Origin of the sequence: Erythrobacter sp. KY5, from assembly GCF_003264115.1 — a bacterium.
GTDB lineage: Bacteria > Pseudomonadota > Alphaproteobacteria > Sphingomonadales > Sphingomonadaceae > Erythrobacter.
In genome coordinates, this window is record NZ_CP021912.1 from 2,731,551 (window position 1) to 2,750,439 (window position 18,889).

18 protein-coding genes are annotated in these 18,889 nt (G+C 61.1%); 8 read left to right on the forward strand and 10 right to left on the reverse strand.

Annotated features, from left to right (window positions below; all coding sequences use genetic code 11):
* Positions 1 to 160 precede the first annotated feature (160 nt).
* On the forward strand, positions 161 to 1,999 hold the full coding sequence (typA, locus tag CD351_RS13010; RefSeq protein WP_111993755.1) for a translational GTPase TypA: 1,839 nt from the start codon (positions 161 to 163) through the stop codon (positions 1,997 to 1,999).
* 64 nt (positions 2,000 to 2,063) lie between these two features.
* On the opposite strand, the gene CD351_RS13015 is transcribed toward typA, so the two are convergent.
* On the reverse strand, positions 2,064 to 2,933 hold the full coding sequence (locus CD351_RS13015) for a LysR family transcriptional regulator (RefSeq protein ID WP_111993032.1): 870 nt from the start codon (positions 2,931 to 2,933) through the stop codon (positions 2,064 to 2,066).
* Positions 2,934 to 3,035: 102 nt separating this feature from the next.
* Here CD351_RS13015 and CD351_RS13020 point away from each other — a divergent pair, with 102 nt between their 5' ends.
* Complete coding sequence (locus tag CD351_RS13020) at positions 3,036 to 3,806, forward strand: hypothetical protein (RefSeq protein WP_111993033.1); 771 nt, start codon at positions 3,036 to 3,038, stop codon at positions 3,804 to 3,806.
* Between the two features lie 221 nt (positions 3,807 to 4,027).
* Here CD351_RS13020 and CD351_RS13025 read toward each other — a convergent pair whose 3' ends face one another.
* Entirely contained in the window at positions 4,028 to 4,831 is an 804-nt protein-coding gene (locus CD351_RS13025; protein ID WP_111993034.1) for an SDR family NAD(P)-dependent oxidoreductase, read from the reverse strand.
* Between the two features lie 210 nt (positions 4,832 to 5,041).
* On the opposite strand from CD351_RS13025, the gene putP reads away from it, so the two are divergent.
* The 5 genes from putP to CD351_RS13050 all read left to right on the forward strand — a co-directional run bounded on the left by putP (position 5,042) and on the right by CD351_RS13050 (position 9,155).
* Entirely contained in the window at positions 5,042 to 6,523 is a 1,482-nt protein-coding gene (gene putP / locus CD351_RS13030; protein WP_111993035.1) for a sodium/proline symporter PutP, read from the forward strand.
* A gap of 97 nt (positions 6,524 to 6,620) precedes the next feature.
* Complete coding sequence (locus CD351_RS13035; protein ID WP_111993036.1) at positions 6,621 to 7,022, forward strand: thioredoxin family protein; 402 nt, start codon at positions 6,621 to 6,623, stop codon at positions 7,020 to 7,022.
* Positions 7,023 to 7,052: 30 nt separating this feature from the next.
* Complete coding sequence (locus CD351_RS13040; protein ID WP_111993037.1) at positions 7,053 to 7,772, forward strand: cytochrome c biogenesis CcdA family protein; 720 nt, start codon at positions 7,053 to 7,055, stop codon at positions 7,770 to 7,772.
* Between the two features lie 113 nt (positions 7,773 to 7,885).
* Positions 7,886 to 8,275 carry a VOC family protein gene (locus CD351_RS13045; protein WP_111993038.1) on the forward strand — a complete coding sequence of 130 codons (390 nt, stop codon included), beginning with the start codon at positions 7,886 to 7,888 and terminating at the stop codon, positions 8,273 to 8,275.
* Between the two features lie 121 nt (positions 8,276 to 8,396).
* A complete protein-coding gene (locus tag CD351_RS13050; protein ID WP_111993039.1) occupies positions 8,397 to 9,155 on the forward strand; it encodes an extensin family protein in 759 nt (252 codons plus the stop codon).
* Positions 9,156 to 9,351: 196 nt separating this feature from the next.
* On the opposite strand, the gene CD351_RS13055 is transcribed toward CD351_RS13050, so the two are convergent.
* The 8 genes from CD351_RS13055 to CD351_RS13090 all read right to left on the reverse strand — a co-directional run bounded on the left by CD351_RS13055 (position 9,352) and on the right by CD351_RS13090 (position 16,317).
* Complete coding sequence (locus CD351_RS13055; RefSeq protein WP_111993040.1) at positions 9,352 to 9,978, reverse strand: response regulator transcription factor; 627 nt, start codon at positions 9,976 to 9,978, stop codon at positions 9,352 to 9,354.
* Positions 9,979 to 10,152: 174 nt separating this feature from the next.
* Positions 10,153 to 10,896, reverse strand: coding sequence for a proteasome-type protease (locus CD351_RS13060; protein WP_111993041.1), 744 nt, complete (start codon positions 10,894 to 10,896; stop codon positions 10,153 to 10,155).
* A 66-nt stretch (positions 10,897 to 10,962) separates the two neighbouring features.
* Positions 10,963 to 11,787: a transglutaminase family protein gene (locus tag CD351_RS13065; protein ID WP_111993042.1), complete on the reverse strand. Its 825-nt coding sequence runs from the start codon at positions 11,785 to 11,787 to the stop codon at positions 10,963 to 10,965.
* Positions 11,784 to 12,728, reverse strand: coding sequence for an alpha-E domain-containing protein (locus CD351_RS13070; RefSeq protein WP_111993043.1), 945 nt, complete (start codon positions 12,726 to 12,728; stop codon positions 11,784 to 11,786). Before CD351_RS13070 ends, CD351_RS13065 begins: the two co-directional genes overlap by 4 nt.
* Complete coding sequence (locus CD351_RS13075) at positions 12,728 to 14,179, reverse strand: circularly permuted type 2 ATP-grasp protein (protein WP_111993044.1); 1,452 nt, start codon at positions 14,177 to 14,179, stop codon at positions 12,728 to 12,730. The genes CD351_RS13070 and CD351_RS13075 overlap by 1 nt, the downstream gene beginning before the upstream one ends.
* A 108-nt stretch (positions 14,180 to 14,287) precedes the next feature.
* Positions 14,288 to 15,061, reverse strand: coding sequence for a triacylglycerol lipase (locus tag CD351_RS13080; protein ID WP_111993045.1), 774 nt, complete (start codon positions 15,059 to 15,061; stop codon positions 14,288 to 14,290).
* Positions 15,062 to 15,240: 179 nt separating this feature from the next.
* On the reverse strand, positions 15,241 to 15,798 hold the full coding sequence (locus CD351_RS13085; RefSeq protein ID WP_111993046.1) for a DUF3617 domain-containing protein: 558 nt from the start codon (positions 15,796 to 15,798) through the stop codon (positions 15,241 to 15,243).
* Between the two features lie 33 nt (positions 15,799 to 15,831).
* Entirely contained in the window at positions 15,832 to 16,317 is a 486-nt protein-coding gene (locus CD351_RS13090; protein ID WP_111993047.1) for a DUF3617 domain-containing protein, read from the reverse strand.
* A gap of 114 nt (positions 16,318 to 16,431) precedes the next feature.
* Here CD351_RS13090 and uvrB point away from each other — a divergent pair, with 114 nt between their 5' ends.
* On the forward strand, positions 16,432 to 18,627 hold the full coding sequence (uvrB, locus tag CD351_RS13095) for an excinuclease ABC subunit UvrB (protein ID WP_111993048.1): 2,196 nt from the start codon (positions 16,432 to 16,434) through the stop codon (positions 18,625 to 18,627).
* The last annotated feature ends 262 nt before the right edge of the window (positions 18,628 to 18,889 follow it).

Genomic DNA, 18,889 nt, shown 5'->3' on the forward strand with positions numbered 1-18,889 from the left:
AATGATGCAATGCAACATGATACCGGGGCGCTCCCCTTTCCGTAGCGTCCCTCAAGTGGCAGCATTTTGTGCCGATCAAACCCTTCTATTGCGCTGCACAACAACGCAGCAATCCGGCACTTTCGACCATCGAGCCGGTAATTTTGGAAAAGTGAAAAAGATGCCCAAGGCCCCCTCCTCGCTTCGAAATGTCGCCATTATTGCGCACGTTGACCACGGCAAGACCACTCTGGTGGACCAGTTGTTCCGCCAATCGGGGACTTTCCGCGAGAATCAGCGGATCGAAGAACGCGCAATGGACTCGGGCGATCTTGAAAAAGAACGCGGGATCACGATCCTCGCCAAATGCACCAGCGTCGAATGGGAAGCCCCCGACGGCGAAGTGACCCGTATCAATATCGTCGACACTCCGGGCCACGCCGACTTTGGCGCCGAAGTGGAGCGTATTCTGAGCATGGTCGACGGGGTGATCCTGCTGGTCGACAGTGCAGAAGGCGCAATGCCGCAGACCAAATTCGTCACCGGCAAGGCGCTAGCGCTGGGCCTCAAGCCGATCGTCGTCGTCAACAAGATCGACCGTCCCGATGGCCGCCCGCAGGAAGTGCTCGACGAAGTGTTCGACCTGTTCGCATCGCTCGACGCGAACGACGAACAGCTCGACTTCCCCTCGCTCTGGGCGTCGGGCCGCGATGGTTACGCATCGAATGACGAGACCGCGCGCGAGGGCGACCTTCAGCCGCTGTTCCAGCTTATCGTCGACCATGTGCCCGAGCCGGGTCTTGAAGAAAACGCACCGTTCAGCTTCCTTGCAACGCTGCTCGACCGCGACAATTTCATGGGCCGCGTGATTACGGGCCGCGTCCAGTCCGGCACGCTCAAGATCAACGACCCGATCCACGCAATCGACATCGCCGGTAACGTCGTCGAAACGGGGCGCGCGACCAAGCTGCTTTCATTCCGCGGCCTTGAGCGCGTTCCGGTCGAAAGCGCCAAGGCGGGCGACATCATCGCGCTTGCCGGCCTCGAAAAGGCGACCGTTGCGAATACGATCTGCGACCCGTCGGTCACCGAACCGATCGCGGCGCAGGAAATCGACCCGCCAACGCTCGCCATGCAATTCTCGGTCAACGATTCCCCCCTCGCAGGCCGCGAAGGCGACAAGGTGACGAGCCGCATGATCCGCGACCGCCTGCTGCGCGAAGCGGAAACCAACGTGGCCATCCGCGTCACCGAAAGCGATCAGAAGGACGCCTTCGAAGTCGCCGGGCGCGGTGAACTTCAGCTCGGCGTGCTGATTGAAACAATGCGCCGCGAAGGGTTCGAGCTGGGCATCAGCCGTCCCAAGGTGCTGTTCCGCGAGGAAGACGGCCAGCGCACCGAGCCTTACGAAACGGTCGTCATCGACGTCGATGACGAGCATTCGGGCACTGTCGTCGAGAAGATGCAGAAGCGCAAAGCCGACCTCACCGAAATGCGCCCCTCGGGCATCGGCAAGACCCGCATCACCTTCTCCGCCCCGTCGCGCGGCCTCATCGGCTATCACGGTGAATTCCTGTCCGACACGCGCGGCACCGGCATCATGAACCGCCTGTTCGAAAAGTACGGCCCATACAAAGGCCAGATCGACGGCAGGAATAATGGCGTCCTCATTTCCAATGGCGATGGCGAGTCCAATGCCTATGCGCTCAACATGCTCGAAGAGCGCGGCGAATTGTTCGTGGGCCCGCAGATGAAGCTCTATGAAGGCATGATCATCGGCGAGAACGCGAAGCCGGACGACCTCGAAGTCAACCCGATGAAGGCCAAGCAGCTCACCAACATCCGTTCGTCGGGCAAGGATGATTCCATCCGCCTTACCCCGCCGCGCCGGATGACGCTGGAACAGTCGATTGCGTATATCGACGACGATGAAATGGTCGAAGTCACGCCCAAGTCGATCCGTCTGCGCAAGACCCTGCTCTGCCCGCATGAGCGCAAGAAGGCCAGAAGAAGCAAATAGGGCGTAGCAAGGGGCGCGTAAGCCCCCCGCTCTCCACTGCCCGCCTCTACCTCTCGTGACCGGATCAGCCCAGCGCCCCGGTCACCAGGTCTTTCTTTCGCATCATCGCCTGGATGATATGCTCCATCAACGCCCGGATCCTCGGCGTGTCTCTGAGGTCCGGGTGAGTGAGTACCCAGATATCCTGCAAAGGCTCGGGATCAGCGCCCGGCAGGCGAACGAGGTCCGGCTCCGGATCGGCCATGAAGCATGCCCCGCGACTGAGCCCCAAACCCGTGACCAGCGCGCGGTGGCGGGCGGTCACATCGTCGAGGCTCAGCACAATTGGAGCATTGGGATAGGGTGACTTTTCCAGCCAACCGGGCGTGCGCGCCTCCGGGCTTGGCGCTATCCAGCGCAGCTTTTCTGGCGGGGTCGAGGCGAGATAATCGCGCTGGCCGTGATAGGTGACGCAATTGGGAAAAAGCCGCCTGCCGACCAGATGCCCCGGCGGATCTTTCGCACCGCGCACCACCACGTCCGCCTCGCAGCGGTCGAGATCGGCAAAACGCGAACTCGTCTCGATCTGAAGGTCGATTGCCGCATGGGTCTGCGAGAATTCGACCAGATCCTCCAGCAAGAGGTATTGCGCGATCGCTTCCGGCAGCGACAGCCGTATCGCCCCTGCAAGGTCCGGGTTGCTCGCCCGTTCGAACCGCTCACCCTTAAGCGACAGCTCTTCCATCTCCTGAGCAACTTCGATCAAGGCTTTTCCAAGAGGAGACGGCGCGTAGCCGCCGGGCACCTTGTCGAAGACCTGCCCTCGCCTTGCCTGAAGCGCAGCCAGCCGGCGCGAGACGGTGGTGTGAGTCAGGCCAAGTTCGCTCGCCGCGCTTCGCAGGGTACCGTAACGCGCAATCGCGAGGATCAGCCGAAAATCGTCCCAATCATCCATTGGAACGCAATTGCACCAATAATGCCGCAAATCTAGCCAACTTTGCGCAATTCTTTGCGGTATTGGTGCGTCCGCCAACCAATTCGGACCGGGAGACGATCCATGACCCTATTCAAATCCATCCTGCTGGGCGCAACGGCATGTCTTGCCGCAGCAACGTTAACAGGCACCACCGCCGCGCTCGCTGAAGCAGACGGTCATACCGCCAACGCCAGTCCGGCCTTCACTCTCGACATGAAGCGCGGCGAGGTGTTGCAGGTCATCGTCTCGCAGCAGCGAGCCGACGGGCGCGAGGCTGCGCGCACTTACGGGCAAGCCGCATTCCCGCTTGCCCAGCGGCACGGATATGCGCGCATCGGACAATTGAATGTCCGGCAGACGATCCGCAGCGACTTTGCCCCGCAGGCGGTGTCCTTCTTCTCGTGGCCGAGCCAGGCGGCACTCGACAGTTTCTCCGCCGAACCCGACTGGCCCGCGATCAAGGCGACGCGGCCCGAGGCGTGGAGCGGCCTCGATATCTACTCGGCTGAGTTGCAACACGACCTCAAGATCGCGACCGACCCTGACAAGCATTACACCGTGCTCATCGCATGGCTCAAAAGCGACGAGGCGACGGCGGATTACGACCGCTATCTAACCGGGATCGAGCCGGCGGTTGAGCGTTCAGGCGGGCGGTTCCTCTACAAGATGCGCATGCCGGAGCGCGAGGCCTATGCGCCCGATGCGACCGCGCCGCACCAGCTGACCTTCGTCGAATGGGAAACCACCGACGGATTCGAGAAGGTCCAGCAATCGCCCGAATATGCCGCGAACCAGCAATATTTCGGATCGTCGATGGAGAAGTTCGAGTTCTATTGGCTGACCACGCCTTAAGGGCGCAGCGCGTTTTCCTACATGCTGCGCGGCTGATAAACGGCGCGGCATGACGGATCGGTCTTCATTCTGCGTTTCTGGGCGAAAGGTGACACTTTCAGCGCCCAAGGTGACACTTTTCGCACCTAAGGTGACACAAACCCGCTTTTGCCCCTGGACCGTGTAACATGCGGTCCACTTCTGCCTACAAGTGCTGCAATAGCAGGGGCTTAGGCGAAACCCTACCCCTGCTGCATGTAAGCGAGGAAGTTGGGCTGCCCGTTCGATGCGCTGACCCCGCCGTCGACCGGCAGATTGACGCCGGTGATGAAGGCGGCGTCCTCGCTCGCAAGGAAAGCCGCAGCGGCGGCGATGTCTTCAGGCTCACCAATCCGGCCCATCGGCACACGGCGCATGAACGCCTCGACCAGAGCATCGTTCGACAAGATGCCATCGACCATGTCGGAGCGGGTGATCGAGGGATTGATCGCGTTGACGCGGATGCCCATCCCGCCGATCTGCTGAGCCAGACCACGCGTGAGGTTGGTCACCGCGCCCTTCGAGGCGTTGTAGATCGGCAGCATGGAATCGCCGCCAATGCCCGACACGCTCGATATGTTGATGATCGATCCGCCGCCCGCAGCCTCGCTCTTGCGCAGGTGAGGGATCGCGGCGCGGCACAGATAGATGACGCCCTTGACGTTGATGTCGATGATGCGGTCGATCTCGTCATCGCCGGTCTTGTGCAGCATGTGCGACCCGCCGACGCCGGCATTGTTGACGAGGCAATCGAGCCCGCCAAAGCGTTCAACCGTCTTGGCGACGATCTCGTTCGCAAAGTCGCTGGAGCTGACATCGCCGGGGCAGGTCAGCGTGCGATCCGCGTCGAGCGTGTCGGCGACCTCGGCGCACTTCTCGGCATTGCGAGCGTTGATGACGACATTGGCACCCTCTGCATGGAAACGCCGCGCGATCCCCTCTCCGATGCCAGCCGAAGAGCCGGTGATGATGACGGTCCTGCCTGCGAAGCGGTCGTGGTGTGCCATGGTGATGTTCCCTGCCTTGAAGTCGTGTGTGATGCCTGAACGGTCGGACCCACACTTTGTGCCTGCGCCGAACGGTGCGCACGATCCTTGCGCGCAAAGGGCGGCTGGGCGCAAGAGGCTTAGCCCGGAACGCCAGCCGGGGAGCGAAACGGCCCGGCTCGGTGTGCGCTGTGGTCATGTGCGCGCCGGTTTGTTAGGCGCGGGTCCATCATGAACACAGCAACCCTTGCCAGTCTTGCCGCCTACTTCGTCCTGATGATCGCCATCGGGCTTTACGCCTGGAGGAAGTCGACCGACACGTCCGAGGGCTACATGCTGGCCGGGCGCAACCTGCCGCCATCGGTTGCCGCGCTGAGCGCGGGGGCGAGCGACATGTCGGGCTGGCTGCTGCTGGGGCTGCCGGGGGCATTGTATATCGCTGGTCTGAGCGCGGCGTGGATCGGGATCGGGCTGTTCGTGGGCGCTGTCGTCAACTGGGTCGTGGTCGCCCCGCGCCTTCGCGAACAGACGGAGAGCTACGGCAACGCGCTCACCATCCCGCAATTCCTCGCCAACCGCTTCCCCGACCAAGGCACGAACCTGCGCGTTATCAGCGCGATCGTGATCGTGGTGTTCTTCACCGTGTACACCGCCGCTGGGCTCGTGGGCGGAGGCAAGCTGTTCGAAACCGCCTTTGCGGGCTTGCTGCCCGGTATCGGGCTTTCCGACTACATGCTGGGCATCGTCATCACCTGCGGCATCGTGCTCGCCTACACGATGGTCGGCGGGTTCCTTGCCGTCAGCCTCACCGACTTCGTGCAGGGCATCATCATGATGCTGGCGCTCGTCATCATGCCGCTGGTCGTCATGTTCGGCAGCGGCGGCGATGCGGGCGGTTCGCTTGCCGACGTTCCGGTCGACGGGTTCCTGAGCCTGACCGAAGGGCTGACCCTGCTCGGCTTCATCAGCGCAGTGACGTGGGGCCTTGGCTACTTTGGCCAGCCGCACATCATCGTGCGCTTCATGGCGATCGACACGGTCAGGAAGGTCGCGCGGGCGCGCACTTACGGCCTTTCATGGATGGCGGTCTCGCTGCTGGGCGCGGTCGGCATGGGCCTTGCCGGACGCGCTTATGCGGAGCGTAACGGGCTGGTGGTCGAGGATGCCGAGACGATCTTCATCGTCCTGTCAGAGCTGCTGTTCCACCCCGCCATAACCGGCTTCCTGTTCGCCGCGCTGCTCGCCGCGATCATGAGCACGATCTCTTCGCAGCTGTTGGTCTCGTCGAGCTCGCTGACGGAAGACTTCTACCGCCTGTTCCTGCGCAAGAATGCAACCGAGCGCGAGGCGGTGAATGTAGGTCGCATCTGCGTTGCGCTGGTCGCGATCGCTGCGGTCATCATGGCGAGCGATCCCGACAGCCAGGTGCTTGGCCTTGTCGCGAACGCTTGGGCGGGCTTCGGCGCTGCCTTCGGGCCGCTGATCATCCTTGCGCTGACATGGAAAGGCATGACGGGAGCCGGTGCGGTGGCGGGGCTTGTGACGGGCGCCGGCGTCGTGATGGCGTGGATAGCGCTTGGCTGGAATGCGAGCTTCATGGGCGGCGAAGGGCTATACGAAATCGTGCCGGGCTTCATCGCCGCGTGGGTCGCCATCGTCGCGGTGAGCAAGGTGACGCAAGGGTCGAACCCGGCTGCGCAACCAGCCGAGTGAAATGACCCCGGCGCTGTAACCAAAGGGCGAGTGCGCGCGAACTTTCGAGGGCAATCCCGGCGATAGTGCCGGACAGTCCCTGTTGGAGCTTACTCGAATGACCCGCATCTTCCTCCTCATCGCCGCCCTCGGCGCGCTCGTCATCGGCACCACGCAACTGACCGCACAGGCCAGCACGCAAGGGTGGACCCCCTATGACGAAGCCGAGTTCATGATGGCCCAGAAGAAGGGCAAGACCATCGTGGTCGACGTCTATGCCGACTGGTGCCCGACCTGCCGCGCGCAAGCACCGATCCTCGACGAACTGCGCGAACAGCGCCAGTCGGGCGACGTACTGTTCGTGAAGGTCAACTTCGACGACGAGAAGGCCTTCCTGCGCGCCCACCGCGTGCCCCGCCAGTCGACAGTGCTGGTCTTCAACGGCATGGACGAAGTCGCCCGCTCAATCGCGGAGACTAACCGCACTCGTCTGCGCAGCGTGGTGCTGGGCGCGCTCTAAGCGCCCTGCCCTCGCCAGAGGCCTTGATCCATGTTCGGCAGCACTGTCCTCTCCTTCGTGGCCGGATTGGTCACAATCCTGAACCCTTGCGTTCTGCCGCTGGTGCCGATCCTTGTCGCATCGGCGCTTGGCAATAGCCGGTTCGGGCCGTTGGCTCTGGCGGGTGGGTTGGTGACGAGCTTCACGCTGTTCGGCTTCACCGTGATCGCGTTCGGCTATTCGCTCGGCATCGATGAACAGGCCGTGCGCCTGTTTGCAGGAGCCATGCTGGCAGCAGCCGGGATCGTGCTGCTCGTGCCTCAGGCGCAGGCAGCGTTGAGCGCCGCCGCTGCCCCCATCGCCAATTTCGGCAACCGGCGGCTTTCGCAGGTGAGCGGCGACGGATGGCACGGGCAGTTTGCCATCGGCCTGTTGCTCGGCATCGTCTGGGCTCCGTGCGTCGGCCCGACGCTGGGAGTGGCGATTGCCGCCGCCAGCCAAGGGCAAGACTTGGCGAGCAGCTTCCTCATCTTCCTCGTCTTCGGGCTGGGCGTCGCGACCTCAGTGCTCGTCTTCGCTTACGGTTCGCGCAAGGCGATGGGAGAGCGCCGCAAAACGCTCGGCCTCATCGCGCGATACGGCAAGCCTGTGTTCGGGGCAGCACTGCTGGTGGTTGGACTGATGGTGGTGACCGGCTTCGACAAGATGATCGAGATCGCACTTCTCGACGCGCTTCCGGAAAGAGTCGTCCTCTTCACGACATCGTTCTAGGCCACGCGCATCGGCGCGCGGGCGGTCGCCCTTGCAACGCCCTTGGCATCGTAGGACCTATCCTCGCGTCGTGCTTTGCGGCATTGTGCCGCCGGGAATGGGAGGAGATCATCATGAGCAATGCAAGCGGTCCGCGTGTCACGGGGCTGGGAGGCGTCTTCTACGTAGCTGCCGATCCGGAGGCGACGCGGGCATGGTATCGAGAAACGCTGGGTGTGGATGGCGCTTACGGCCCGCAGTTCGCGTGGGCTGACGATCCCAAGACGAACCCCTACTCTCTCATCAGTCACTTCCCCGACGACCAATACATCAAGCCGGGCAAAGGCGGCTTCATGATCAACCTGCGGGTCCACGACCTCGATGGATTTGTCGAAGGCCTGAAGGCTAAGGGCGTCGACATCCTCGACACCGCCGACGAAGGCTATGGAAAGTTTGCCTGGATCCTCGACCCCAACGGCGTGAAGATCGAGCTGTGGGAACAGGTGGCGGAACAGCTTCCCTGATCCCGGTTCGAACAGATTGGTCGCAGCCCAGACACGTGTAATCGCGTAGGCGGCGCGGCACATCTCATTGAGGCTGCGCGTTACCACAGCGTTAACCATTTTCGCGTATTCATCCTTAGGTATGAAACGCGCGCGATTCTCGACACTTGCCCTCAGCAGCCTCGCCGCGCTCGCACTGGCGGGTTGTGGTTCGATCGTGCCGTCATCGTCTGATCGCGGTTCGACGGGCGCCAGTGCAAGCCGCGCGCCGTATTCGACGCCGGGGACCTACATTCAAAGGCCGCCGCGTGGGATCAGCTCGGCACAGCCTGCCGTCGCCACCCGGCCGCAGGATGCCGCTTGCCTGAACGCGCTCGGAGCCGCCGGTGCCGGTTTCAATCCACTGCCCGACACTTACGCCGCACCCGGTTGCCATACGCTTGGGTCGGTTCAACTGTCCTCGATTGCAGGCGATGCATCGACGTTCGGGATCAGCAATATCGGCCCAGTCCGGTGCGAGGTTGCATCGGCATTCGGACAATGGGCACGCTTCGGCGTCGACCGCGCCGCGCGGCAAATTCTGGGCAGCCCTCTTGCCCGGATCGAGACGATGGGCAGCTATTCATGCCGCAATATCGCCGGTTCCAATCGCCGCTCCGCTCATGCGCGTGCCGAGGCGATCGACGTATCGGCTTTTGTTCTGGAAGACGGGCGGCGAATTTCGCTGATCGACGACTGGAACGGCGGGAGCCGGGCGGAACGCGAATTCCTGCGAACGGTTCATCGCAGTGCCTGCAAGCGATTTGGTACGGTTCTCGGCCCGGAATACAATCGCGCCCATGCCGATCACTTCCATCTGGAAGAGACCGGCCAAGGCCCGGGCACCGGCTTCTGCCGCTGATACGACGGCGGCCACGCCCCAGCCATCATCGAAACGCGAGACGGCCCCGGCATTCAAAGGAATACCGAGGCCGTCCGGGCACCGAGAGCGAGGTCAGGAATTGCTGCTCCGGGAGATTTGGTCAGGACCGATAAGCGGGCCATGCAGATTGCCGAGCAACGCTATAAGCCGGCTTCGCGCATGGGTTCGCACGGGGTCAGACTGTTACTTCGATCTGTGGCTCCAAATTGGCTTCTATCTTCAATCGGACAGCTTCGGCGGCATGGCGTGCGCCCAGCTTGTGCATCATGTTGGCCCGGTGAATCTCGACCGTGCGCGGGCTGATATCCAGTTCGCGTGCGATGACCTTGTTGCTGCTGCCTTCGGCCAGCCATTCGAGCACTTCGCGTTCGCGGGTCGACAAGGAGGCGATACGATCGCGCGCTTCGATCATGCGGCGTCGGGCTGCGCCGAAAATCTCGGCCTCTTTCTCTATCCTTGTAAGGCAACGCTCAAACCGGTCGGTTTCGATCGGCAGCGTCAGGTAGTCTAGCGCGCCAGCCTTTATGGCTTCGACGATGCGTCCGGGTCGCGGATCTGCGTCCATCGCGATGACCGGCAGCCAGATGCCGAGCCTGCTTAATCGTTCGAGTATGATGCCCACGCCTCCCTCGTCGGCCTGGTCGCGGGCGATGATGATACCATCGCGCGGAGGGTGAGCGGAAAGTTCCGACAGGTCGCCATACACTTCTGCATGGTGGCCCAATTGGAACCCGACGCGGGCCAGTTCAGCGCGGTGCCGACTGTTCGCGTCAATGAAGTGGAGTGAGGCTTTGCGTGACATGTGGAGTGTGGTGCGCGCCCACGCTCCAAAATTCACCTCGGACCTAACCCATTGTGGAGGTAAGATTGCTTAGTTAACCCTCCAAACGCGCGCACACCCTCGCAATATTACCTCCGAAACCGAGCATACATCGGCGCTCGCATCGGGGTAAATCACGATTTAGCCGCGTCCGCCTCACTTCGATTCGAACGTATAGCCCGGCAAGGAATGGAATGCGGCCCGCAAGGCGTCGCCCCAGTTCGCTGAAATCTCGGCAAAATACGGGTCGTCGTGCATCACGCGGTGTTCGTGCGTGGGCGCAAAGTCGTCCTTGCCGATCACAAGCAGGTCGAGCGGCAGCCCGACCGACAGGTTTGCCTTGAGCGTGGAATCGAACGAGACCATCAACAGCTTGACCGCTTCCTCAAAACTCATGTCGCGGTCATAGCCGCGAATGATGATGGGCCTGCCGTATTTCGTCTCTCCGATCTGGAAGAACGGTGTGTCCAGGCTGGCCTCGATGAAGTTGCCTTCCGGGTAGATCATGAACAGGCGCGGCTCCATCCCGGCAATCTGGCCAGCCAGAATGATCGACGCTGTAAATCGTCCCTTGCCGCGATCGCCATTGGCATCTTGGCGTTCTTCGATCGTGTTGCGCAAAAGGCGCCCGATTTGGGTGGCGACGTTGAACATCGTCTTGCCTTTGATAAGCGTGTTGTCGCGTTCATCGGGGGCCTTGGTGCGCTCTTCCAGCTGGCTGACCACTGCCTGCGTGGTCGCAAGATTGCCCGCCGTCATGACGGCGATCATGCGCTCGCCCGGAACCTGCCACTGGAACATCTTGCGAAACACCGAGATATTGTCGACGCCGGAATTGGTGCGGGTGTCGCTCATCAGGACGAGGCCCTTATCGAGCACCATGCCAACGCAGTAAGTCATCTTAGATCTCCAAGAGGATTTGGAGCGCGGATTACGTCAATCCGCGCCTCGCAGGAAGCGGTAGAATTACTGCTGACCCTGCTCTTGCTGTTGCTCGACCGAGACGTCGACCTGCAGAATATGTTCGGTTGTGCCGAAACTGATCCCGGTGACGGGCGACGCATCGCGGTAATCGCGCCCGGTGGCGACGCGGACATAACGCGGGTCCGGGCTGATACCGTTCGAAACGTCGAAACCGACCCAGCCAAGTCCGTCAATATGCGCCTCGGCCCAGGCATGGGTGGCTTCCTGTTCGATCCGGTCGTTCATCATCAGGTAGCCCGAGACATAACGCGCCGGGATGTCGGCTGCGCGCGCAGCCCCGATAAAGATATGGGCGTGATCCTGGCACACCCCGTTGCCGGCAGCGACCGCCTCTTCCGCTGTGGTCGACACGCCGGTCATGCCGGTCTGATAGGTAACGTCATCGCGAATGCGGGCAGACAGGGCATGGAGGAAATCCAGCTTTGCGCCTTCTTCGGGCCCATCCAGATCGCGAAGCATGGCGCTCATCCGCGCACCGGGCCTCGTAAGCTTCGTCTGGCCGAGGAAGCTCCACAGCGGCAGATGCCCCGCATGTTGACCGATCACGCCAGCATTGTCCTGAGTTTCGACTTCGCCGGTGCAGGTGACAGTTACCTCGCTCGCGCCGGGTTCAACGGCGATCAGGGTGACGGTGTTGAAATTCTGGTCGTCATATTCGAGTTCGCGATGGGCGTTCTCATACCGCATTTCCCAGTTGAGGATCGACTGGCCCTGAGTTTCCTTGGGCGTGAGCCGCAGGCGCTGAAGCGCATGGACCACAGGATCGCTGAACGAATAGTGCGTCGTGTGCCGGATAGAGAGCTTCATGCCAGGAACCTGTAATCGTCTGCAATCGCCTGACCGACAGCGGAATTGCGCGTCATGAACTGCGTCAGGAATTCATGCAGGCCCATTTCGAATATCTCATCAACTGTCATGTGAGCGATGAAACTTTCCGATTCCTGCATCAGGCGGTTGGCCTCGCTCGGTTGTCCGTGAATGCGTTCAAGCTCGTCGAGATTGGTTCGCAGCGCGCTGCGACAGAAGGCGAGGCTGCGCGGGAAACGATCGTCGAGCACCAGGAATTCGACGATCCCGCGCGCATCGATATTGCCCGCGTTGAGCCAGCTATACGCGCTGGCCCCGGCGACCGATCGCAGCACCTGATCCCATTGCCCGCTATCGAGGCTGGAGCCGACATAGGATAGCGAAGGCAGAAGCAGATAGTACTTCATGTCGAGGATACGCGTGGTGCTTTCCGCACGTTCGAGGAACGTCCCTGCGCGCGCGAAGTGATAGCCTTCACTGCGCAGCATCGACCCGTCCATCGCCCCGTGGACCTGCATGCCCGTGCGCCTCAGCCTCGCAAGCACCTCGCCCAGCGCCGACTGACTGACGGGGCGCGACAATTGCTTGTCGAGCTTCATCCAGTTTTCGTTGACCGCCTCCCACGCCTGTGTCGACAGGTTGGTCCTCGCGGTCCGGGCGTTATTGCGCACCGCACTGAACATCTCTCGCACATTGGCAGGGTTCGCCTTGTCGCGAAGGACGAAGTTCCACACTGAGACACCGTCATAGCCATCATAGTTGGCTTCGTATTGCTGTTTGAGCCCCAGTGTCGCGATTACTGAACGCCATTCTTCTTCGGCGCGTTCCAAATCGCGGGTCAGCGCCATGCGAAGCGCCGCATCTAGCAGACGCGATGTGTTCTCCGCCCGCTCAAGATAGCGGAACATCCAGAACAGGCCGTTGGCTGTGCGTCCTAACATCAGTCTTTCAAAACCCACGTATCCTTGGTGCCGCCACCTTGCGAGGAATTGACCACAAGCGACCCCTTCTTGAGCGCAACGCGTGTCAGGCCGCCGGGCGTGATCTCGATCCCGTTGGGAGAGACCAGCACATAGGGGCGCAGGTCCACGTGACGCGGCGCAAGGCCGGCTTTCGTGTAGATCGGACAGGTCGAAAGCGAGAGCGTGGGCTGCGCGATATAGTTTTCTGGATCGGCCTTGAGCTTGGCGCGGAACTCCTTGATTTCCTTCCTGCTAGCGGTCGGGCCGATCAGCATTCCGTAACCGCCCGAACCGTGCACCTCCTTGACCACAAGCTCATCCAGATTGTCGAGTACGTAGCCAAGGCTGTCCTTGTCCGCGCACCGCCATGTCTGGACGTTGGGCAGCAGCGGCTTCTCGCCGGTGTAGAATTCGACGATCTCGGGCATGAGGGAATAGATCGCCTTGTCATCGGAAACGCCCGTTCCCGGCGCATTGGCAATCGTGATCCCGCCTGAGCGGTAAACATCCATGATGCCCGGCACGCCAAGCACGCTGTCCGGTTCGAATGTCAGCGGATCGAGATAATCGTCATCGACCCGGCGGTAGAGAACGTCGACCGGTTGGAAGCCGCGCGTGCAGCGCATCTGGACCCTGCCATCAACGACGCGAAGGTCGCTGCCTTCCACCAGCTCGGCACCCATCTGGTCGGCGAGGAAGGCGTGTTCGAAATAGGCGGAGTTGTAGATACCCGGTGTCAGGACCGCGACGGTCGGCTTGTCGCCGCTGCTGCCGTCAAACTTGGGTGGAGCGCAAGCGGCGAGGCTGCGCGCGAGGCGGCGCGGATAATTGGAAACAGGCTCAACCGAGACCTGACTGAACAGGTCGGGGAACATGTTCATCATCGTCTCGCGATTTTCGAGCATATAGGAAACGCCCGAAGGCGTCCTTGCGTTATCCTCGAGGACGTAGAATTCATCCGGTCCTGTACGCACAAGGTCGATGCCGACGATGTGAGTGTAAATGCCGCCCGGCGGCGTCATGCCAACCATGTTCGGCAGCCACGCTTCGTTGTTGCGCAGCAATCGTTCAGGCAGGCGTCCTGCGCGCACGATCTCTTGCCGGTGATAAAGGTCGTAGAGAAACGCGTTGAGCGCGCTGACGCGTTGTTCAATCCCGCGGGTCAGCTTTCTCCATTCGGCCGCAGTGATGATGCGCGGAACCATGTCGAAGGGGATGAGACGCTCTTCGGCTTCATCCTCTCCATAGACGTTGAAAGTGATGCCAGTGCGGCGAAAGCTTTCGTCGGCTTCGGCATTCTTGCGTTTGAGGAGCGCGGGTTCCTGTTTCTCATACCAGCCGCAATAGGCATCGTAAGCGGGGCGAATGTCGCCGCCGGCCGAATGCATTTCATCGAATTTTTCCGGACTGCCCGGCTGATCCCCTGCCATAAACTTGCGCGCTTGCTCCCATCAGGCCGTGCTGCACTCAATCAACACAGTCTACTGGAAGACGTTCCAATTAAAAGGGGCGCGATTGCGGGAGAGCCGCCCTCTGGCTCAGCGGTCGAGCTGTTCGAGGACCGTCAGGATCGATTCCGGCGCATAGGTAAAGCCATTGTGCGTGCAGCGCAGCGCGATGGCGCGGTCGCGCTGTCCCGGAAGGCCCGCTGCGCTGCGGGGCGCGATTGCACCGTCGAGCGGGCTCCACAAGGCGATGGTTTCGACCGGAGGCTTTTCGCCGAGATCCGCCTCGATTGGCGGCTGGTCGACGCGGTGGCCTGCGATGGCCTGATAGACGCGCCAGACATTGTTCGCACGCGGACTGCCCGAAAAGGGAGAACCCATCGTGATAACCTTGTCGATGCAGATCGGATGTCGCTTTGCCAGTTCGCGAGCATAAAGCCCGCCGAGGCTCCACCCTACCAGCGACACGGACGTCTCATACCGTTCACACACTTCGAACAGGCGGTCTTCGAGCCGATCCATCTGCTCCTGAGCAACGCCCCAATTGCGACCGAGGCCCCAGTTCTTGACCTTGTGCCCTGCCCGCTCGATGTTTTTCGCCATGTAGCGCATCCGGTGCGGGCCGGTCGCAAAGCCGGGTAGCAGGATGATGATCTGCCGGTTTTCAGCCTTCGGAATGTCGATGCGGCGCGTAAGCCGGCGCAGCGGCTCAGCCAGATAGCTCAACTCGCCAGCCAGCTTGGCCAGCGTGGGTTTGCCCGTTTCCTGATCCGGGTACACTTCGCGCGCCAGAGCAATCCGGCGCGCAAACTCACCCTCGCCAAAGCGGGCGCGGGGGGTGTGCAGTAAGGATGCGCGATGTTCCATAAGAGAAACAGGAATAGCCCATGGCAGTGAATACGAGGTGAAGGTTCGGTTCAACTAATCCATCACCTCGCACTTTGTGCCACGAAATCGCAACTTTTCACATAGCTGTAACAAAAGAAGGCGGCGAAGGCATTTCACCCTCGCCGCCATCCTTTTGCATCGCTTGCCTTGGTCAGACCTTACTCTGCCGGACACTCCCCGATCAGCTTGCCCTTGCTCGATGCGCTGATCGTCATGGTGCCCATTTCAGGGCTCTCGATCGCGACGGTCATGTCCATATCGTAGGAGTCTTCGGAATAGGTGCCGGTGTTGGTAATCTTGGCCGTGCCGGAAGACGGGTCCTGGCACGTCATTTCCATGTTCATCGTGCCGCCGCCGAATTCGAACGCGTTGTATTCACAATCCGCATTCTCATTGCCCGAGAACATTTCGGCAGCCGGCTTTTCGGCCTCTTCAGGTGTGACGCAGTTCTTGCTGGTGTTGACCTGCCCCTTCATGCCTTCGAGCATTCCGGTCATCATGCCGCGCGCTTCTTCGGGGATCTTGGTTTCATCGAAGGTGATGTCGACGAACTCGACCGTATTTTCCCACTCGCCCGGCGAGATGGACACGTCACCCATCGCTGCCTGAACTTCCTTCTGGGTAATCGTGCCGTCACCGTCAGCATCGGCGTCAGTCGCCCCGCCGCAAGCGGTAAGCATAAACACCGCGCTTGCGGCCAGAATCGCATTCTTCATTTCGTATTCCTCGTTAGATTGTCTCAGAAATTCTCAACGGCATTCGCCGATACGCTCATGTTGCGAGCGCAGCTTGATCGTCGCATCGCCCATGCCGAAATCGCCGTTCATGGTCATCGTCATGTCGGACGAGGTCGCGCCGCCTGTCCCGGTCATTTCCATCCGCATGTTCTGCCCGTCGACCCTGCATTGGATCACCGCGTCGATTTTCCCGCCCGAATAATCGAAACGTTCGTAAGTGCAGTCCTCGGCGTCTCGGGTCGAACGGTCGGTGATCGCGCGATAGCCCTCGGCAATCTCGGCCTCGGTCAGGCAGTAGGTGACCGAATTCGACATCATCTGGCTCATCATGTCCGCCACCTGCGGCGGGGCGCCGGGCATGTCGATCGAAATGAATGTTGTCGTGGCGCGGTACTGACCCGCTGTTGGACGACCGCCCGCATCGATCTGGGCGTTTGTCGTGGTGCTACCGACTATTAAAGCAGCGCCAAGTGCGCCGCCGATCAACCATGCTTTCACGAAGCATCTCCCTCACTTTTTGAACGATTCGGCGCGACCTTTTGCTTTGGCTCGGCATGCTAGGGGCGACACAGGCACTTCACAACCGCGCTGCCTGCACACATATCTTGTTCCATGTCTGATCTCATCATCCGCCGCGGTCTCGAAGAACCTGAAACTGGAGAGGAATTCACCCCTCACCGCCCCAACCGCCCGGAAAAATCGATGCCGGGCAAGAAGTTCAAGCTGGTCTCGGATTACGAACCGGCGGGCGATCAGCCGACCGCGATAAAGGAGCTGGTCGAAGGCGCGCTTGCCGGTGATCAGACGCAGACGCTGCTGGGTGTGACGGGTTCGGGTAAGACCTTCACCATGGCCAAGGTGATCGAGACGCTTCAGCGCCCCGCCCTGATCCTCGCGCCCAACAAGATCCTCGCCGCGCAGCTTTACGGAGAGATGAAAAGCTTCTTTCCTGAAAACGCAGTCGAGTATTTCGTCAGCTATTACGATTACTACCAGCCCGAAGCCTACGTCCCGCGCTCCGACACCTACATCGAAAAAGAGTCGAGCGTGAACGAGGCGATCGACCGGATGCGTCACTCGGCCACTCGCGCGTTGCTGGAGCGGGACGACGTGATCATAGTTGCCTCGGTTTCGTGCCTTTACGGTATCGGTTCGGTTGAAACCTATTCGGCGATGGTCTTCGACATCAAGAAGGACGAAACCGTCGACCAGCGCGAGCTGATCCGCAAACTCGTCGCCTTGCAGTACAAGCGCAACGACGCCGCCTTCACGCGCGGATGTTTCCGGGTGCGCGGCGACAACCTCGAACTGTTTCCCAGCCACTACGAAGACATGGCATGGCGTATCAGCTTCTTCGGTGATGAGATTGAAGAGATTGCAGAATTCGACCCGCTGACCGGCAAGACCGGTGCGAAGCTCGATAAGGTGCGCGTTTACGCCAATTCGCACTATGTGACGCCCGGCCCGACGATGAAACAGGCGACGCAGGCGATCAAGTTCGAGCTGGAGCATCGCCTGAAGGAGCTTGAGGAAGAGGGCAAGCTGTTGGAGCACCAGCGGCTTGAACAGCGCACGCATTTCGACCTTGAAATGATCGCCGCGACCGGCAGCTGCAACGGGATCGAGAACTATTCGCGCTTCCTCACCGGACGCCTTCCGGGTGAGCCACCGCCGACCCTGTTCGAATACCTTCCCGAAAACGCGCTGCTGTTTGTCGATGAAAGCCACCAGACCGTGCCGCAGATCGGCGCGATGGCGCGCGGGGACCACCGCCGCAAGATCACGCTTGCCGAATATGGCTTTCGCCTGCCGTCCTGCATCGACAACCGTCCCTTACGCTTCAACGAATGGGACGCGATGCGACCGCAGACCTTTGCGGTATCGGCCACACCCGGCCCGTGGGAGATCGAGCAGACCGGCGGCGTCTTTGCCGAACAGGTCATCCGCCCCACCGGCCTGATCGACCCGCCGGTCGAAATCAGACCTGTAGAGGATCAGGTTCAGGACTGCATTCAGGAATGCCTCGCCACCGCCAGGAAAGGCTACCGGACGCTGGTCACCACGCTGACAAAGCGCATGGCGGAAGACCTCACCGAATTCATGCACGAAGCGGGCGTCAAGGTCCGTTACATGCACTCCGACGTAGAGACGCTGGAGCGCATCGAGCTGATCCGCGACTTGCGCATGGGCGTGTACGATGTGCTGATCGGGATCAACCTGTTGCGCGAGGGGCTCGACATTCCCGAATGCGGGCTGGTCTGCATCCTCGATGCCGACAAGGAAGGGTTTCTGCGCTCGGAGACCAGCCTCGTCCAGACGATTGGCCGCGCCGCGCGCAACGTCGATGGCCGCGTCATCCTCTATGCCGACCGCATCACCGGATCGATGGAGCGCGCAATGGCCGAAACCGACCGTCGCCGCGAAAAGCAACGGGCGTATAACGAAGAGCACGGCATCACGCCCCAGACGATCAAGCGCGACATTGCGGACATCGTCGCTCACACCGCTTCGCAGGACGGCGTCACGGTCGATACCGGCGATGACGAGGTCAACAACCTGGTCGGGCACAATTTGCGCAGCTACATCGAAGACCTCGAAAAGCGCATGCGCGATGCCGCCGCGAACCTCGAATTCGAAGAAGCCGGACGCCTGCGCGACGAAATCCGCCGGCTCGAGAACGACGAACTTGGCCTGCCCGACGATCAGAAGAAAGCGCCGCGCGTGGGCCGCTCCAATGAAGGCAAGCCGGGGACGCGCAAAACGCGGTATGGCAAGACGCGATACAAGAGGATGGGCGGGAAGCCTTAAGACTCGGACTTTGACTAACTAATCTAATTTTGCTATTAAGGCTGACATGAGCCAGTCATACATGCAAATCCCGATTGATTTTGACGTCTTTCAAGGCCTTACCGCCCGACTCGAAGGGGGGCATGAGGATTACAACGAAGTCATTAGGCGATTGCTTGGTTTGCCTGCGAGTCAAAGCGCCCTCCTGCCAGGCGAAGTAGACATGCCCGGCCTGCCTGCACCAACAAATGCGCTCGCTCCGCGGGATGGAGGCGTTTGGTAC

Coding starts and splice junctions, on each gene's coding strand:
- typA (WP_111993755.1), top strand. CDS start 161: ATGCCCAAGGCCCCCTCCTCGCTTCGAAATGTCGCCATTATTGCGCAC.
- CD351_RS13015 (WP_111993032.1), bottom strand. CDS start 2,933: ATGGATGATTGGGACGATTTTCGGCTGATCCTCGCGATTGCGCGTTAC.
- CD351_RS13020 (WP_111993033.1), top strand. CDS start 3,036: ATGACCCTATTCAAATCCATCCTGCTGGGCGCAACGGCATGTCTTGCC.
- CD351_RS13025 (WP_111993034.1), bottom strand. CDS start 4,831: ATGGCACACCACGACCGCTTCGCAGGCAGGACCGTCATCATCACCGGC.
- putP (WP_111993035.1), top strand. CDS start 5,042: ATGAACACAGCAACCCTTGCCAGTCTTGCCGCCTACTTCGTCCTGATG.
- CD351_RS13035 (WP_111993036.1), top strand. CDS start 6,621: ATGACCCGCATCTTCCTCCTCATCGCCGCCCTCGGCGCGCTCGTCATC.
- CD351_RS13040 (WP_111993037.1), top strand. CDS start 7,053: ATGTTCGGCAGCACTGTCCTCTCCTTCGTGGCCGGATTGGTCACAATC.
- CD351_RS13045 (WP_111993038.1), top strand. CDS start 7,886: ATGAGCAATGCAAGCGGTCCGCGTGTCACGGGGCTGGGAGGCGTCTTC.
- CD351_RS13050 (WP_111993039.1), top strand. CDS start 8,397: ATGAAACGCGCGCGATTCTCGACACTTGCCCTCAGCAGCCTCGCCGCG.
- CD351_RS13055 (WP_111993040.1), bottom strand. CDS start 9,978: ATGTCACGCAAAGCCTCACTCCACTTCATTGACGCGAACAGTCGGCAC.
- CD351_RS13060 (WP_111993041.1), bottom strand. CDS start 10,896: ATGACTTACTGCGTTGGCATGGTGCTCGATAAGGGCCTCGTCCTGATG.
- CD351_RS13065 (WP_111993042.1), bottom strand. CDS start 11,787: ATGAAGCTCTCTATCCGGCACACGACGCACTATTCGTTCAGCGATCCT.
- CD351_RS13070 (WP_111993043.1), bottom strand. CDS start 12,728: ATGTTAGGACGCACAGCCAACGGCCTGTTCTGGATGTTCCGCTATCTT.
- CD351_RS13075 (WP_111993044.1), bottom strand. CDS start 14,179: ATGGCAGGGGATCAGCCGGGCAGTCCGGAAAAATTCGATGAAATGCAT.
- CD351_RS13080 (WP_111993045.1), bottom strand. CDS start 15,061: ATGGAACATCGCGCATCCTTACTGCACACCCCCCGCGCCCGCTTTGGC.
- CD351_RS13085 (WP_111993046.1), bottom strand. CDS start 15,798: ATGAAGAATGCGATTCTGGCCGCAAGCGCGGTGTTTATGCTTACCGCT.
- uvrB (WP_111993048.1), top strand. CDS start 16,432: ATGTCTGATCTCATCATCCGCCGCGGTCTCGAAGAACCTGAAACTGGA.